Below are 14,907 nucleotides of genomic sequence, written 5' to 3'. Positions count from 1 at the left end.
TACTTGCGCCAGGTTCAAACAGGAAGATGGAGATAAAAATGACTGCAAACGACATGATGGCTGAAATCCGTGATGCCAACCTGAGCTACCTGATGCTGGCTCAGCAAATGATCCGTGCCGACAAGGTCACCGCTATCTTCCGCCTGGGCATCTCGGCCGACATCGCCGACCTGATCGAAGGCATGAGCAATGCCCAGATCCTGAAGCTCGCCGGCGGCAACATGATGCTGGCCCGCTTCCGCTTCGACGACACCGCGATCCTGACGATGCTGACCAGCCACAGCAAGGATCGTGCGCTGGCACAATCGCACGCCGCCATCCTGATGGCCGGCCAGCCTGCCGAAGAAATCGTGTAATTGCCCCGGCGCTCATGCGCCAGGCATGTTTTTTTGCCCCGGATGTCCCGCTGAGTTGTGGCCGATGGTGTAGGATGATCACGACTGAAGCGGGAGTGTCGGATGAGTAAAAAAAGCGTCGTAACAGAAGCGCAGGAAATCCAGCTCGCGATCGAGCTGATCCAGTTGGGCGCGCGCCTGCAACTGCTCGAGAGCGAAGTCTCGCTGTCGCGCGAGCGCCTGATCAAGCTGTACAAGGAACTGAAGGGGGTCTCGCCCCCGAAGGGCATGCTGCCGTTTTCCACCGACTGGTTCCTGACCTGGCAGCCGAACATCCATTCCTCGCTGTTCATCAACATCTACAACTTCCTGGTCGAGAACGCCGGTGCCACTGGCGTCGAGGCCGTCATGAAGGCGTACAAGCTCTACCTCGAACAAATGCCCGCCGCGCCAGGCGAAGAGCCCCTGCTGTCGCTCACGCGCGCCTGGACCCTGGTGCGTTTCTTCCAGAGCGGCATGCTCAAGCTGGCGCCTTGCGAGAAATGCAAGGGCAAGTTCGTCGTCAATACCCTCGATCTGAACAGCGGCTACCTGTGCGGCTTGTGCCACATGCCTTCGCGTGCGGGCAAGACACGCAAGGCCAAGGATGCCGCCGAAGCCGCCGCCCGGCAGGATGCTTCGGAAGCCTGACTCGTCCGGGCAGCCGTCCGGCGATGCCGGCGGCGCCGTTTCGCCGACTGGTTTCCTGCGCCGTATCCTCCGCCCGCCGTCGATCCGCGCGCTGCTGTGCCAGTGCGCCGCCTTTCCCCTGACCCTGCTTGCCGTCTTCGTGCTCGCCCGTGCCGGTGCCGCGCCCGGCTATCCCGCCGCCGCACTACTGCAAGGCTTGTTCGCCGCCGCGCTGACCTGGTGCTAGCGCCTGGCGCCCTGGTGGATTGCGATCGCGCTGCTGTTCCCGCTGGCCCTGCTGGGTGCCGGCCGCCTCGGCCTGCCGCCCTGGGTGTTCCTGGTGGTGTTCCTGTTCATGCTGGTGCTGTACTGGTCGACCTTCCGCACCCAGGTACCGTACTACCCGTCCGGGCGCAGCGCCTGGGCGCGCGTGGTGACCGAGCTGCTGCCGCAGGGCAGGGCGATCTCGGTGATCGACATCGGCAGCGGGCTCGGCGGCCTGGTGCTGGACCTGGCGCGGCGCCGGCTCGACGCCCGCGTGGTCGGCATCGAACTGGCGCCGCTGCCCTGGCTGGCGAGCTGGCTGCGGGCGCGCCTGCAGCGCAGCCGCGCCCGCTTCCTGCTCGGCGACTACGAAAAACTCGACTTCGCACAGTTCGACGTGGTGTTTGCCTACCTGTCACCGGCGGCGATGCCGGCGCTGTGGAAAAAGGCCAGGCGCGAGATGCGTGTTGGCAGCATGCTCATGAGTTATGAGTTCGCTATCGAGGAGTGTCCGCCGACCTTATCTGTCTATCTACAAGATACTGGTCGAACTCTCTACATTTGGCACTTTTAGGCGACAATCCGGGCTGTTTTACTTGCCCGTGGGCCATTCTCCCGCTATTGTAGTTCCCTACGGAAAAACTTTTCCGAGACGACTAGTCTCGGAACATACCTTACCTCAGGCCTGGCGGGCCGCCTTCTGGAGCTGTGTCTTGTTAGTCATTATCGGTTACGTCATCGTTTGCGCTTCCGTCTTCGGCGGCTTCGTCATGGCCGGCGGCCATGCGGCCGTGCTGTTCCAGCCGATCGAGCTCCTGATGATCGGTGGCGCGGCCCTCGGTGCCTTCTTTGTCGGTAACAACAACAAGGCGATCAAGGCGACCATGAAGGCGCTGCCGACCGTGCTCAAGGGATCGCAGTACACCAAAGAGATGTACATGGAACTCATGTCGCTGCAGTTCGACGTGCTCTCGAAAGTGCGCAAGGAAGGCCTGATGTCGATCGAAGGCGACATCGAGTCGCCGGAAGCGAGCCCGCTGTTCTCGAAGTATCCGCTCGTGCTGGCCGACCACCACATCATCGAATTCATGGCCGACTACCTGCGCCTGATGGTGTCGGGCAACATGGACGCCTTCCAGATCGAAAACCTGATGGACAACGAGATCGAGACCCACCACCACGAGGGTGCCGTGCCGGCCCACGTGATCGCCAAGCTCGGCGACGGCCTGCCGGCCTTCGGTATCGTGGCGGCGGTGATGGGTGTGGTGCACACCATGGAATCGGTCGGCATCCCGCCGGCGGAACTCGGTATCCTGATCGCCAAGGCGCTGGTCGGTACCTTCCTCGGCATCCTGCTGGCCTACGGCTTCGTCGGTCCGCTGGCGAACCTGCTCGAGCAGAAGCTCGAGGAATCGAGCAAGATGTTCCAGTGCGTGAAAGTCACGCTGCTCGCCAGCCTGAACGGCTATGCGCCGGCGCTGGCCGTGGAATTCGGCCGCAAGGTGCTGTACTCGACCGAGCGCCCGAGCTTCGCTGAGCTCGAAGAGCACATCAAGAAGTCGAAGAGCAAGTAAGCAAGCGCTGCTCGCCGCCCGTACGCCTTTTCGACGACTCAACCTGACTGCACGGAAACACCATGGCCGATGAAGGAATGCGCCCGATTATCGTCAAGCGGATCAAGAAGACCGCTGGCGGGCATCATGGCGGCGCCTGGAAGATTGCCTACGCCGACTTCGTGACGGCGATGATGGCCTTCTTCCTGTTGATGTGGCTGCTTGGTTCGACCTCCAAGGGCGACCTCGACGGTATCTCGGAATTCTTCAAGAACCCGCTGAAAGTGGCGATGTCGGGCGGTTCCGGCTCGGGCGACAGCTCGTCGGTGATCAAGGGCGGCGGCGAGGACCTGACGCGCCGCAACGGCCAGGTGAAGAAAGGCGACACCCAGACCAACCACAAGACCTACGACCTGAACGACGCCAAGGAAGTGCTGGAACGCGCCGAGGGCGAGCGCCTGGCCGCGCTGAAGGCGAAGATCGAATCGGTCATCGAAGCCAATCCGCTGCTGAAGAAATACCAGAACCAGCTGCTGCTCGACATCACCAGCGAAGGCCTGCGCATCCAGATCGTGGACGAGCAGAACCGTCCGATGTTCGCGTTGGCCAAAGCCACGCTGCAGCCCTACACGAGCGACATCCTGCACGTGCTGGGCCTGGTGCTGAACGATGTGCCGAACCGCATCGGCCTGTCCGGCCACACCGATTCGACGCCGTATTTCAGCGATGCCGGCTACAGCAACTGGGAACTGTCGGCCGACCGTGCCAACGCCTCGCGCCGCGCATTGGTGGTGGGCGGCCTGTCCGACGACAAGATCCTGCGCGTGGTGGGACTGGCCGCGGCCGCGCCGCTCGACCGCGCCGACCCGTTCAACCCGATCAACCGGCGCATCAGCATCATCGTCATGAACAAGCGTACCGAAGAAGCGGTCATGCGCGACGCCGCCACGCTCGACGTACCCGCGAACGATGTCAAGGCCGATCCGAAGGCGGCGGCGGCGATGACCGCGGCGGCGAAGTAAAGCCGGAAGAGGCCTGGAGATGATCATGACAAGAAAAAAGATTTTGGGATCGCACGTGAAGCGCCTGCTGTCGGGCGTCTCCACGCACGGGCGGCGCCACCTGAGCGAGGTCGAGACCGACCTGCTGCAGACGGAATTGCTGCTCGAAGAAGCGGTCGAAAAACTGACGGCCAGCTTCCTGGCCATCCATGGCGCCGTCGGTGCGCGCCAGGAGACGATCGACCGCCTGCTCGCCAGCGGCACCCTCTCCGCCGAAGACAGCGCCGCGCTGGCGGCGACATCAAGCGAGATCGGCACCCACGTCAACACGGCCATTACGAGCATGCAGTTCCAGGACATGACGAGCCAGCTGATTGAGCGTACGCTCAAGCGCGTGGCCGGCCTGCGCGACTTCCTCGGCACCCTGGACGAGCACAATGCCGACATCCGGCCCGAAACATGCAGCGAGGAAATCGTCGAGCGCCTGGGCAAGGTCAGCATGGCGCTGGCGATCCAGTCCCTCGAGCTGCGCAGCGTGCTGCGCAAGTCGGTCGAACAACAGCATCTCGAAAGCGGCGACATCGAACTGTTCTGACAGTTCGTTCACCCTCTAACCCAAGAAAACAGCAGGAGCACAACATGGCTAAAACAATTCTCGCGGTCGACGATTCGAGCTCGCTGCGCCAGATGGTGGCGTTCAGCCTGAAAGCCGCCGGTTACCAGGTGGTCGAAGCCGTCGATGGCCAGGATGGCCTCGACAAGGCGAAGAACCAGGTCGTCGACCTGGTGCTGACCGACCAGAACATGCCGCGCATGGATGGCCTGTCGCTGATCAAGCATCTGCGCGGCCTGCCCGAGTACCAGAAGGTGCCGATCCTGATGCTCACCACCGAATCGTCCGACGAAATGAAATCGAAGGGCCGCGCGGCCGGTGCCAACGGCTGGCTGGTCAAGCCTTTCGATCCGCAGCGCCTGATCGAAGTCGTCAAGAAAGTGATCGGCTGATTGCGATGATGCAGCAGCACATGCTCGGGAATATGCGCAGGATTTCACCATGACGATCGACATCAGCCAGTTTTACCAGGTCTTTTTCGACGAGGCCGAAGAGCTGCTCGCCGAAATGGAGCGGCTGCTGCTCGGCGTCGACGTCGGTGCGCCCGATGCCGAGGACCTGAACGCGATTTTCCGCACCGCGCACTCGGTCAAGGGCGGGGCCTCGACCTTCGGTATCACCGACATGAGCGAAGTCACGCACGTGCTCGAAAGCCTGCTCGACCGCATCCGCAAGGGCGAGATGGCCCTGACGAGCCAGCACGTGGACGCCTTCCTGGCGGCCAAGGACACGCTCAAGATGCAGCTCGACGGCCACCGCAATGGCGCCGCCGTCGACCAGGACACGGTCGCCAACGTGCGCATGATGCTGCACGACCTGTCCGAAGGCCTGGTGCCGGCGGCCTCCATCGTTGCCCCGTCCTTCCTGCACGCCGAGCCGAAGGCGCAGACGGGCGAAGGCGCGCGCCGCTTCAAGATCGAACTGCCGAACGTCGAACAGCGCGACATCAACGCGCTGGTGGACGAACTCGGCCTGATGGGCCGGGTCTCCGTCACCCCGCTCGACGGCGGCCGCACCGCGCTCGTCATCACCACCCACGAGAGCCTGGACGACATCATCGCCATCTGCTCGTTCGTGCTCGACCCGGAAGACCTGAAGATCTTCGAGGCGCCGCCCCTCACGCCCGAGCAGCGTGCGCTGGAAGCGGCGGAACGCGCCCGCATCGAGGACGAGCAGGGCTACGGCTTCTTCGACCCGGCCGACGAGATCGCGCCCGCCAGCGCCGAGCCGTCGGACGACGAGCGCGGCTACGGCTTCTTCCAGCCGATCGAGCAGATCCGTGCGATGGCGCAAACGAGCCCGCCCGCCGTCAAGGCCGTCGCCGTCGCCGCCGAGCTCCAGGAAGTCGAGAAAAAGGCTGCCAAGAAAGACGAGAAGGGCGCCGAATCGTCGTCGATCCGCGTCTCGGTCGAAAAGGTCGACCAGCTGATCAACCTGATCGGCGAACTCGTCATCACGCAGGCGATGATCGAGCAGCGTTCCAGCAATCTCGACCCGATGCTGCACGAGCGCCTGCTGTCCTCGGTGTCCCAGCTGACCCGCAATACCCGCGAACTGCAGGAAGCGGTGATGTCGATCCGCATGATGCCGATGGACTTCGTGTTCTCGCGCTTCCCGCGCATGGTGCGCGACCTCGCCGGTAAACTCGGCAAGAAGGTCGACTTCATCACCCACGGCGCCGCGACCGAGCTCGACAAGGGCCTGATCGAGCGCATCGTCGATCCGCTCACCCACCTGGTGCGTAACAGCATCGACCACGGCATCGAGATGCCGGAAGCACGGGCTGCCGCCGGCAAGTCGGAAGCGGGGCGCCTGTTCCTGTCGGCCGGCCACCAGGGCGGCAACATCGTCATCGAAGTGGCCGACGATGGCGGCGGCCTGAACCGCGAACGCATCCTGGCCAAGGCGGCCCAGAACGGGCTTGCCGTATCAAGCAGCATGAGCGACACCGAAGTCTGGCAGCTGATCTTCGCGCCGGGCTTCTCGACGGCCGATGTGGTGACCGACGTGTCCGGCCGCGGCGTCGGCATGGATGTTGTCAAACGTAACATCACGGCCATGGGCGGTTCGGTCGATATCCGCTCCGCGCGTGGCTTCGGCACCACGATTTCGATCTCGCTGCCGCTGACCCTGGCCATTTTGGATGGCATGACCATCCGCTGCGGCGAAGAAATCTATATCCTTCCATTGGGGTATGTGGTCGAGTCGCTGCAGCCGCGCCGCGAAGACATCCGCGACATCGCCGGCCGCGGGCAGGTGCTGAAGGTGCGCGGCGAATACCTGCCGCTGCTCAAGCTGCATGCCTTCTTCGGCATCGAACCGCAGTCGCTCGAGCCGGCCGACGGCATCGTCGTCATCCTCGAGTCCGAAGGCAAGCGCGCGGCGCTCCTGATCGACGACCTGGTCGGCCAGCAGCATGTGGTGGTGAAGAACCTGGAAGCGAACTACCGCAAGGTGGCGGGCATTTCCGGCGCCACCATCCTGGGCGACGGCGGCGTCTCCCTGATCCTCGACGTGGCGGCCCTGGTCCGCTCGTCGCGCCAACTGGCCGACGAGGCAGTGGCCTCCATTTGAATTACAACAAGGAAAGCATCATGTCCATTACCCAGACGATCGCCCACGACGGCGCCGGCAGCGAATACCTGGCCTTCACGCTCGGTTCGGAAGAATACGGGATCGATATCCTGAAAGTGCAGGAAATCCGCGGCTACGAAGCCGTCACCCGCATCGCCAATGCGCCGGAATTCATCAAGGGCGTGATCAACCTGCGCGGCATCATCATTCCCGTGGTGGACATGCGCATCAAGTTCAAGCTCGGCACCCCGACCTACGACCAGTTCACGGTCGTGATCATCCTGAACATCGGCGGGCGCGTGATGGGCATGGTGGTCGACAGCGTGTCGGACGTGACCACGCTCACCCCGGACCAGATCAAGCCGGCCCCTGACATGGGCACCGCCTTCAGCAACGATTACCTGATCGGCCTGGGTACGGTGGATGAGCGCATGCTGATCCTGGTCGACATCGACCGCCTGATGTCGTCCGCCGAAATGGGTTTGATCGATAACAAGCTCGCGGCGTAAGTCGAACGGCACCGAGCAATGGAACCCGGCTCGCCGGCAAAGACTTCAAGGTTAAGGCAACGTGCCGTTACATAAATCCGACACCGTCAAGGAATTTGATTTCACGCGCGCCGACTTCGAGCGCGTGCGCGCCTTGATCTACCGCCAGGCCGGCATCTCGCTGGCCGATAGCAAGCAGGAAATGGTCTACAGCCGCCTGGCGCGGCGCCTGCGCGCCACCGGCATCGTGTCGTTCGCGAAATACCTCGACGACCTGGAAGCGGGGCGCATGAAGGAAGAGTGGGAAGCGTTCACCAATGCGCTCACCACCAACCTGACCTCGTTCTTCCGCGAAGCCCATCACTTCCCGCTGCTGGCCGAGCACGTGCTGGCCCTGCGAGGACGCGAGCCGGGCCCTTTGACCATCTGGTGCTCGGCCAGTTCGACGGGCGAAGAGCCGTATTCGATCGCGATGACGCTGTGCGAGGCCTTCAATACCCTCACGCCGCCGGTGCAGATCGTCGCCACCGACATCGATACCAACGTCCTGGCCACGGCGGGCGAAGGCGTGTATGGCCTGGACCGGGTGGAAAAGATGTCGGAAGAGCGCCTGAAGCGCTTTTTCTTGCGCGGCAAGGGCCGGCACGAAGGCATGGTGCGCGTGCGCCAGGAATTGCGCCAGCTGGTCAGCTTCCGCCAGCTCAATTTGCTGAGTGACAACTGGCCCGTGAGCGGACAGTTCGACGCCATCTTCTGCCGCAACGTGATGATCTACTTCGACAAGAACACCCAGCGCCAGATCCTGTCCCGCTTCGTGCCCCTGATGAAGCCGCATGCGCTGCTCTTTGCCGGCCACTCCGAAAACTTCCTGTACGTGTCGAATGCGCTGCGCCTGCGCGGCAAGACCGTCTACGAACTCAGCGATCGTCGCGCCTGACGCACCCGCAGATCGCACCCGACGCGCACCACAGGAAAATCCATGAACAGCCAGTTCGCCACCAATGTCTACTATGACCGCACCTTCGATGTCGATGCGGCCAAGATCTTGCCGGGCGAGTATTACTACACCGCGAAGAACATGCTGATCGTGACCGTGCTCGGTTCCTGCGTGTCGGCCTGCATCCGCGACCGCATCAGCGGCCTGGGCGGCATGAACCACTTCATGCTGCCCGACAGCGGCGACGGCAGCAGCCCGGTCTCGGCGTCGATGCGCTACGGCACTTTCGCGATGGAAGTGCTGATCAACGACCTGTTGAAAGCGGGCGCCCGCCGCGAGAACCTGGAAGCGAAGGTGTTCGGCGGCGGCGCCGTGCTGCGCGGCTTCACGGCGATGAACGTCGGCGAACGCAATGCCGCTTTCGTCACCAGTTTCCTCAAGACCGAGCGCATTCCCGTGCTGGCCGAAGACCTGAACGACATCCACCCGCGCAAGGTGTATTTCTTCCCGCGCACGGGCAAGGTGCTGGTCAAAAAACTGATGCAAACCCAGAACGATACGCTGGCCAAGCGCGAGCTCGACTACGCCAAGCGGCTCAAGGTCGAGCCCGTGGGCGGCGATATCGATTTGTTCTGACCTGTCTGAAGGATTACGAATGAAAACCAAGGTCCTGATCGTCGACGACTCGGCCCTGATTCGCAGCGTGATGAGCGAGATCGTCAACTCGCAGCCCGACATGGAAGTGGTGGGCACGGCGCCCGATCCCCTCGTCGCGCGCGACCTGATCAAGAAAACCAACCCCGACGTGCTCACGCTCGATGTCGAGATGCCGAAGATGGACGGCCTCGATTTCCTCGAAAAGCTGATGCGCCTGCGCCCGATGCCGGTGCTGATGGTGTCGAGCCTGACCGAGCGCGGCTCGGAAATCACGATGCGCGCGCTGGAACTGGGCGCGGTCGATTTCGTCACCAAGCCGAAGATCTCGATCCAGTCCGGCATGCGCGAGTACACCGAACTCATCACCGACAAGATCCGGGCGGCCAGCCGTGCCCGCGTCAAGGCGCGCACGCTGCAGGCGAGCGGGCAGACGACGGCCTTGCCGGCGCTGCGCAGTCCGCTGACTTCGTCGGAAAAGCTGATCATCATCGGCGCCTCGACCGGCGGCACCGAGGCCATCCGCGAATTCCTGATGCAGATGCCCTCGGACTGCCCGGGCATCCTGATCGCCCAGCACATGCCGGAAGGCTTTACTTCCTCGTTCGCCAAACGCCTCGATTCGCTGTGCAAGATCAGCGTCGTCGAGTCGCAGGGCAACGAACGGGTGCTGCCTGGCCACGCGTATATCGCCCCCGGCCACTCGCACCTGCTGCTGGTGCGTTCCGGTGCCAACTACATGACCAGGATCGAGCAGACCGACCCGGTCAACCGCCACCGTCCGTCGGTGGACGTGCTGTTCCGCTCCGCGGCCGTGGCCGCCGGCAAGAACGCGGTCGGCGTGATCCTGACGGGCATGGGTAAAGACGGCGCTGCTGGTATGCTTGAAATGAAGAACGCGGGCGCGCACAATTTTGCCCAGGACGAGGCCTCGTGCGTCGTGTTCGGCATGCCGCGCGAGGCCATTGCCCTGGGCGGCGCCCACGAAGTCGGCGCCTTGACCGCCTTGCCGGCTATGGTGCTGGGTCACCTGGCCGCCCACGGCGGACGAGCGTTGCGCGTTTGATCCGGATTACGCCCTTTTCGGCCTGTTTTATCGCCGTACGGCAACAAAAATGCTATTCTTGAGGTTGCTTGTTGCAGCGACTCAAGCCACACTAACCATTAGTAGAAGAATCAACGGAGTATTTCATGGCTGATCCAAAGATGCGTTTCCTGGTTGTTGACGATTTCTCGACGATGCGCCGCATCGTCAAGAATCTGTTGAAAGAACTGGGTTACGCGAACGTCGACGAAGCGGAGGACGGCGTCCAGGGCCTGGCAAAGCTGCGCAGCGAGCAGTTCGACTTCGTGGTCTCCGACTGGAACATGCCCAACATGGACGGGCTGACCATGCTGCAGAACATCCGTGCCGATCCCGCGCTGGCCAAGCTGCCGGTGCTGATGGTGACCGCGGAAGCGAAGAAGGAAAACATCATCGCGGCGGCCCAGGCCGGCGCCAGCGGTTACGTCGTCAAGCCGTTCACCGCGGCCACCCTCGACGAGAAGCTGAACAAGATCTTCGAGAAAATGGAAAAGGCCTGAGCATGGTCGAGCCTATCGCCGATCAGGCTTCGCATGACGAAGTCCTGATCCGGGTCGGCCACATGACGCGCACGCTGCACGACAGCCTGCGCGGCCTGGGCCTTGACAAGCTGGTCGAGAAAGCCGCCAGCGACATTCCCGACGCACGCGATCGCCTCGACTACGTGGCACGCCTGTCGGAGCAGGCCGCCAAGCGCGTGCTCGACGCCACCGATACGGCAAGCCCGCTGCAGGACGCCATCGAGAGCCGCAGCGCCGAGCTGCGTGCATCCTGGCAGGCGCTGCTCGACGGCGGGGGCAGGGTGCCGGCGACGGCGCCTGGCGCGCCCTGGCCGAGCGCAGCATCGCCGTCATGCGCGAGAACGAGCGCGCCGCGGCTGCCACCCGCTCCGAGCTGATGAACATCATGCTGGCCCAGGACTTCCAGGACCTGACCGGCCAGGTGATCGGCAAGATCACCTCGATCGCCCAGGACCTGGAAAAGCAGCTGGTGCAGGTGCTGATCGATTTCGCGCCGAGCGAAATCAAGCGCGAGCTCGATAACGGTCTCCTGAACGGCCCCCAGATCAAGCCCGAGGGCAACGTCGAGGTGGTGGCCAACCAGGGCCAGGTCGACGACCTGCTCGACAGCCTGGGTTTCTGAGGACGGCGGCAGTGCCGCCGTTTTCACTCCCGCATTGCTACCTCATTGCTAAACTTCCGCGACTGATCCATGCATCACACCAACTTTATTGTGCGCGAACCGCTGCTCGATCCTGCGCAGCGTGTCATCGGTTACGAATTGCTGTGGAAGCACGGCGAAGGGGCAGTAACGGACGCCGACCTCGAAGCCCTCGTCGGCTTCGTGGCCGAGCATTTCAATGACGACGAGGACGGCTGGCTGCTGCGCGACAAGCTGCTCTTCCTCGATGCCGTGCCGGCGATGCTCTCGACCGACGCCCTGTTTGCCTTGCCGCCCGAGCGCACCGTGCTGAGCCTGCAGGCGCGCCACCTGATGGATCCGGACACGCGCGCCGCCGTGCAGGCGGTGCGGGCCGGCGGCGTCGGCGTCTCGATCCGCGGTCTCGAGGTCAAGCACCTCACCCCGGCGCTCGCGCCCTACGCCTCGCACATCGAAATGCGCTTCTCGGGCGTGGACGTCGGCGCCCAGGCGCGCACCTACGCAGCCGCCCGGCAGTCTTCGCTGCGCATGGTCGGCCGGCCGGTGACGAACTGGGTCGACTACGATGCCTCTGCGGCGCTGGGCCTGGACGCGTTCGTGGGCAAGCTGCACCTGACCCCGCGTCCCGGCAACCCGGTGAAGGGCCTGAACCCGACCCAGACCGTCATCCTGCAGCTGATGCAGATGGTGCAGAACAACGAAGACATCCCGAAGCTGGAAAGCGTGTTGAAGCGCGACCCGGCGCTTACTTACAAGCTGCTCAGGAACATCAACTCGGCCGGCTTCGGTGCCGGGCGCGAAGTGCAGTCGATCCGCCAGGCGATCAGCCTGATGGGCTATGCGCCGCTGTACCGCTGGCTGACCCTGCTGCTTGCCAGCGCCAGCACCAGCGGCTATTCGCCGGTGCTGATGGAAACGGCGGTGGTACGCGGCCGCCTGACCGAACTGCTGGGCCAGGCCGCGCTGGGCAAGGGCGAGGGCGAGAACCTGTTCGTGGCAGGCATGTTTTCGCTGCTCGACCGCCTGCTTGGCCTGCCGATGCAGGAAGTGCTCGACACCATCCCGCTGCCGACCGAGGTCGTGCACGCGCTGCTGCGCCGTGAAGGCAAGTACGGCCAATACCTGGCGCTGGCGGAAGCCTGCGAACTGAGTTCGCACCTGGTCGGTTCGCTGGCCGGTTCGCTCGAGCTCAGCCCGCTCGACGTCAACAAGGCGCACCTGTCGGCGCTGGCCTGGGCCCAGGCGGTCACGGCGTAGGATGGAAGGCTTGTCATCAGGCCCCCAGCCTGAATGGCCTTACGCGTTCAACCCACGCATGGGCAGCCAGGAATCGTAGGGTGGGCTCTTGAGCCCACGCGGTGCAACGTACGCGGTTCGAAATACGACGCATCACCCGAAGCGCTTGCATGTCGGATGTTTGCGTTTTCCGAGGTATGCAGCAGTACGACAGCGTGGGCTCAAGAGCCCACCCTACGGCTACTGAATGACCCCATGCGTTCACATCGCGCATGCAGGGCCACGAATCGTAGGGTGGAGTCGTCATTGAAGCCCCGGCTTCAATGACGCCACGCGGTGCAAGGTCAGCGGTTCGAGATCTGAGACCCGACCGGAACGCGCGCACTCTCATCCTGCGCACCGCGCAGCCTTCCTGCGTCCGACGACGTGGAGCCGGGACTCCACCCTACGGTTCTCGCGAAGCAGCCTCCGCGGCTGCGCTCTTCTCAAGCCGCGGGCCGTCCCCGATTCGAGGTCACCAGGCGCTCCAGCGTCTGCTGCATCTGCATCTCGATATTGCTGATGGCGCAGCCGACCTGCACCTGCTCGCCCAGCAGGAAGCTGCGGAAAGGGCGTAGCAGGCGGATTTCCAGGTCGGCGACAATCGTCAATGCCGGTCCCAGCTGCAGGCGCACGCTGCGCAGCTTCCTGCCCAGGTACAGCTCGGCCGCCTGGTCGGGCGTGGCACGCAGGCCAACGCCGCTTGTCGAGTAATCGCACAGGGGCAGTTCGAACTGTTTGTTGAGCAGGGTGAAGCTTGCCGCATAGCTGCCGTTGACCGGCGTATCCAGACGGGGCGAGGCGCGCCGGTTGAGCACCAGGCAGGTGTCGGGGAATACGGCCGGCACCAGGTTGGGCTGGCCGGGCAGGGCGGCCCAGTCGCCCTCGAGGTCGAACTGCAGCTTGGCGTTGCCGGCGAGGGCAGCCACGAAACTCGCCCGGCCTGGAGGAATGACGGCGCCATCGGCGATGTCCAGCGTGAAATGCGGGTCTTCCGGATGCACGGACTCGACGCGGCACAACAGCGGCTCGGCCAGCCCGGCCGGGTAGATCGTCAGCGGCTCGCCGGTGCCGGCGAGCGTCGACAGGGTCTCGCCGATGTCATAAGGATCGCGCATCTCGTGTGCCGGAGCGCTGGCGGCGATGCGCGCGATCAGGTCGGTGGCACGGGGCGGACCCTTGCGGGGCGGGCGGGAGGAAATGTCGGTCACGGAGGAGGTCCTTGCAGCAATAGCCTGAGAGCGCCTAACATGACCGCCATAGCCGCCTTGCGGCTCCCTGCCGTACAGTTGTACTGTCTTCGTCGCCGCGTCGGGTGGCCGCATCCCTTGCCCTGACGGTTATGTTAGGCGCTCCTAGTATAAACCGCCGGGCCGGGTGTTGCAAAACGTTAATTCCTATTTGCAAAATGGTACGCTGCTTCGTCGGCGCGGCCTCAGATTTCCAGGTTGTCGATCAGGCGCGTGGTACCAAGCTTGGCCGCCGCCAGCACCACCAGCGGCGCGCCCTGGGCGAGGTCGCCGGCGTTCGGCGCTTGCAGGTCGGCGCGCTTGCGTATCGAAATATAGTCCGGCTTCCAGCCGCGCGCGGCCAGCTGGGCCATGGCGTCGCGCTCGACCGAGAAGATGTCGAGGTGGCCGTTGCGCATCTCATTGGCGACGAAGTTCAGCGCCTGGTACAGGGCCGGCGCCTCGGCGCGTTCTTCGGGAGACAGGTACATGTTGCGCGACGACAGCGCCAGGCCGTCTTCAGCGCGCCAGGTTTCAGCGCCGATGATCTCGGTCGGCAGGGCGAACTGGCGCGCCATGTTCCGGACGATCATGAGCTGCTGGTAATCCTTCTTGCCGAACACGGCCACGCGCGGCTGCACGCAGGAAAACAGCTTCGTCACCACCGTGCAGACGCCGTTGAAGAAGCCTGGACGGAACTCGCCTTCGAGGGTATTGCCGAGGGTGTCCGGCGGCTGCACGCGGTATTCCTGGGGTTCCGGATACAGGTCGCGCTCGGTCGGCGCGAACAGCACATAGACGCCTTCCTTTTCCAGTTTCTCGACGTCGGCCTGGAAGGTACGCGGGTACTTGTCGAAGTCCTCGTTCGGACCGAATTGCAGGCGGTTGACGAAGATCGAAGCGACCACGGGGTCGCCATGCTTGCGCGCCAGGCGCATCAGCGACAGGTGGCCCTCGTGCAGGTTGCCCATCGTCGGCACGAAGGCGGTGCGCAGTTGGCCGCGCAGCTGGTCGCGCAGTTCGTCAATGGTCGAGATGATTTTCATGATATGGATACGGTAGGGTGAGGA

General features: G+C 63.7%; 17 protein-coding genes and 1 pseudogene. 16 read left to right on the top strand and 2 right to left on the bottom strand.

Features of this window, described 5'->3' with window-relative positions; genetic code table 11:
* The first annotated feature begins 38 nt into the window (after nt 1-38).
* The 16 genes and pseudogenes from flhD to G4G28_RS16005 all read left to right on the top strand — a co-directional run bounded on the left by flhD (nt 39) and on the right by G4G28_RS16005 (nt 12,590).
* On the top strand, nt 39-356 hold the full coding sequence (gene flhD, locus G4G28_RS16075; protein WP_182989025.1) for a flagellar transcriptional regulator FlhD: 318 nt from the start codon (nt 39-41) through the stop codon (nt 354-356).
* A gap of 102 nt (nt 357-458) precedes the next feature.
* On the top strand, nt 459-1,025 hold the full coding sequence (flhC, locus tag G4G28_RS16070) for a flagellar transcriptional regulator FlhC (protein ID WP_182989024.1): 567 nt from the start codon (nt 459-461) through the stop codon (nt 1,023-1,025).
* Nucleotides 1,009-1,251, top strand: coding sequence for a hypothetical protein (locus G4G28_RS28470; RefSeq protein ID WP_308600793.1), 243 nt, complete (start codon nt 1,009-1,011; stop codon nt 1,249-1,251). Before flhC ends, G4G28_RS28470 begins: the two co-directional genes overlap by 17 nt.
* Nucleotides 1,252-1,335: 84 nt before the next feature.
* A complete protein-coding gene (locus G4G28_RS16065) occupies nt 1,336-1,842 on the top strand; it encodes a class I SAM-dependent methyltransferase (RefSeq protein WP_308600791.1) in 507 nt (168 codons plus the stop codon).
* A gap of 139 nt (nt 1,843-1,981) precedes the next feature.
* On the top strand, nt 1,982-2,842 hold the full coding sequence (gene motA / locus G4G28_RS16060; RefSeq protein WP_182989023.1) for a flagellar motor stator protein MotA: 861 nt from the start codon (nt 1,982-1,984) through the stop codon (nt 2,840-2,842).
* A gap of 62 nt (nt 2,843-2,904) precedes the next feature.
* Entirely contained in the window at nt 2,905-3,843 is a 939-nt protein-coding gene (gene motB / locus G4G28_RS16055) for a flagellar motor protein MotB (protein WP_182989022.1), read from the top strand.
* A 25-nt stretch (nt 3,844-3,868) separates the two neighbouring features.
* Nucleotides 3,869-4,417 (top strand): chemotaxis protein, encoded by a 549-nt coding sequence (locus G4G28_RS16050; protein WP_182989021.1) that lies wholly within the window; start codon nt 3,869-3,871, stop codon nt 4,415-4,417.
* Between the two features lie 44 nt (nt 4,418-4,461).
* Nucleotides 4,462-4,827, top strand: coding sequence for a response regulator (locus G4G28_RS16045; protein WP_136218645.1), 366 nt, complete (start codon nt 4,462-4,464; stop codon nt 4,825-4,827).
* A gap of 49 nt (nt 4,828-4,876) precedes the next feature.
* Nucleotides 4,877-7,009, top strand: a complete 2,133-nt coding sequence (cheA, locus tag G4G28_RS16040) for a chemotaxis protein CheA (RefSeq protein WP_182989020.1) — start codon at nt 4,877-4,879, stop codon at nt 7,007-7,009.
* Nucleotides 7,010-7,029: 20 nt separating this feature from the next.
* On the top strand, nt 7,030-7,518 hold the full coding sequence (locus tag G4G28_RS16035) for a chemotaxis protein CheW (RefSeq protein ID WP_182989019.1): 489 nt from the start codon (nt 7,030-7,032) through the stop codon (nt 7,516-7,518).
* Nucleotides 7,519-7,579: 61 nt separating this feature from the next.
* Nucleotides 7,580-8,434, top strand: coding sequence for a CheR family methyltransferase (locus G4G28_RS16030; protein ID WP_182989018.1), 855 nt, complete (start codon nt 7,580-7,582; stop codon nt 8,432-8,434).
* A gap of 42 nt (nt 8,435-8,476) precedes the next feature.
* Nucleotides 8,477-9,070, top strand: coding sequence for a chemoreceptor glutamine deamidase CheD (gene cheD, locus G4G28_RS16025; protein WP_182989017.1), 594 nt, complete (start codon nt 8,477-8,479; stop codon nt 9,068-9,070).
* A 19-nt stretch (nt 9,071-9,089) separates the two neighbouring features.
* Nucleotides 9,090-10,154: a chemotaxis response regulator protein-glutamate methylesterase gene (locus G4G28_RS16020; RefSeq protein ID WP_182989016.1), complete on the top strand. Its 1,065-nt coding sequence runs from the start codon at nt 9,090-9,092 to the stop codon at nt 10,152-10,154.
* Nucleotides 10,155-10,279: 125 nt separating this feature from the next.
* The gene (gene cheY / locus G4G28_RS16015) at nt 10,280-10,672 is read left to right on the top strand and encodes a chemotaxis response regulator CheY (protein ID WP_182989015.1); all 393 of its coding nucleotides are present in this window, start codon (nt 10,280-10,282) and stop codon (nt 10,670-10,672) included.
* Between the two features lie 2 nt (nt 10,673-10,674).
* A pseudogene (cheZ, locus tag G4G28_RS16010) lies at nt 10,675-11,315 on the top strand (protein phosphatase CheZ).
* Nucleotides 11,316-11,384: 69 nt separating this feature from the next.
* A complete protein-coding gene (locus G4G28_RS16005; RefSeq protein WP_183107578.1) occupies nt 11,385-12,590 on the top strand; it encodes an EAL and HDOD domain-containing protein in 1,206 nt (401 codons plus the stop codon).
* A gap of 464 nt (nt 12,591-13,054) precedes the next feature.
* On the opposite strand, the gene G4G28_RS16000 is transcribed toward G4G28_RS16005, so the two are convergent.
* Together G4G28_RS16000 and panC are read right to left on the bottom strand one after the other, a co-directional pair.
* Nucleotides 13,055-13,819 carry a PilZ domain-containing protein gene (locus G4G28_RS16000; protein WP_229425127.1) on the bottom strand — a complete coding sequence of 255 codons (765 nt, stop codon included), beginning with the start codon at nt 13,817-13,819 and terminating at the stop codon, nt 13,055-13,057.
* A gap of 224 nt (nt 13,820-14,043) precedes the next feature.
* Nucleotides 14,044-14,883: a pantoate--beta-alanine ligase gene (gene panC, locus G4G28_RS15995; RefSeq protein WP_182989014.1), complete on the bottom strand. Its 840-nt coding sequence runs from the start codon at nt 14,881-14,883 to the stop codon at nt 14,044-14,046.
* Nucleotides 14,884-14,907 lie beyond the last annotated feature (24 nt).

It is taken from the genome of Massilia sp. Dwa41.01b (assembly GCF_014171775.1).
In the GTDB taxonomy this organism is placed as follows: domain Bacteria; phylum Pseudomonadota; class Gammaproteobacteria; order Burkholderiales; family Burkholderiaceae_D; genus Telluria.
Note: the sequence above shows the minus strand (reverse complement) of the source record. Positions and strands in the feature narration are given on the sequence as shown.

Coding starts and splice junctions, on each gene's coding strand:
- cheA (WP_182989020.1), top strand. CDS start 4,877: ATGACGATCGACATCAGCCAGTTTTACCAGGTCTTTTTCGACGAGGCC.
- G4G28_RS16005 (WP_183107578.1), top strand. CDS start 11,385: ATGCATCACACCAACTTTATTGTGCGCGAACCGCTGCTCGATCCTGCG.
- motB (WP_182989022.1), top strand. CDS start 2,905: ATGGCCGATGAAGGAATGCGCCCGATTATCGTCAAGCGGATCAAGAAG.
- cheD (WP_182989017.1), top strand. CDS start 8,477: ATGAACAGCCAGTTCGCCACCAATGTCTACTATGACCGCACCTTCGAT.
- cheY (WP_182989015.1), top strand. CDS start 10,280: ATGGCTGATCCAAAGATGCGTTTCCTGGTTGTTGACGATTTCTCGACG.
- panC (WP_182989014.1), bottom strand. CDS start 14,883: ATGAAAATCATCTCGACCATTGACGAACTGCGCGACCAGCTGCGCGGC.
- G4G28_RS16045 (WP_136218645.1), top strand. CDS start 4,462: ATGGCTAAAACAATTCTCGCGGTCGACGATTCGAGCTCGCTGCGCCAG.
- G4G28_RS16020 (WP_182989016.1), top strand. CDS start 9,090: ATGAAAACCAAGGTCCTGATCGTCGACGACTCGGCCCTGATTCGCAGC.
- flhD (WP_182989025.1), top strand. CDS start 39: ATGACTGCAAACGACATGATGGCTGAAATCCGTGATGCCAACCTGAGC.
- G4G28_RS28470 (WP_308600793.1), top strand. CDS start 1,009: ATGCTTCGGAAGCCTGACTCGTCCGGGCAGCCGTCCGGCGATGCCGGC.
- G4G28_RS16050 (WP_182989021.1), top strand. CDS start 3,869: ATGACAAGAAAAAAGATTTTGGGATCGCACGTGAAGCGCCTGCTGTCG.
- G4G28_RS16035 (WP_182989019.1), top strand. CDS start 7,030: ATGTCCATTACCCAGACGATCGCCCACGACGGCGCCGGCAGCGAATAC.
- flhC (WP_182989024.1), top strand. CDS start 459: ATGAGTAAAAAAAGCGTCGTAACAGAAGCGCAGGAAATCCAGCTCGCG.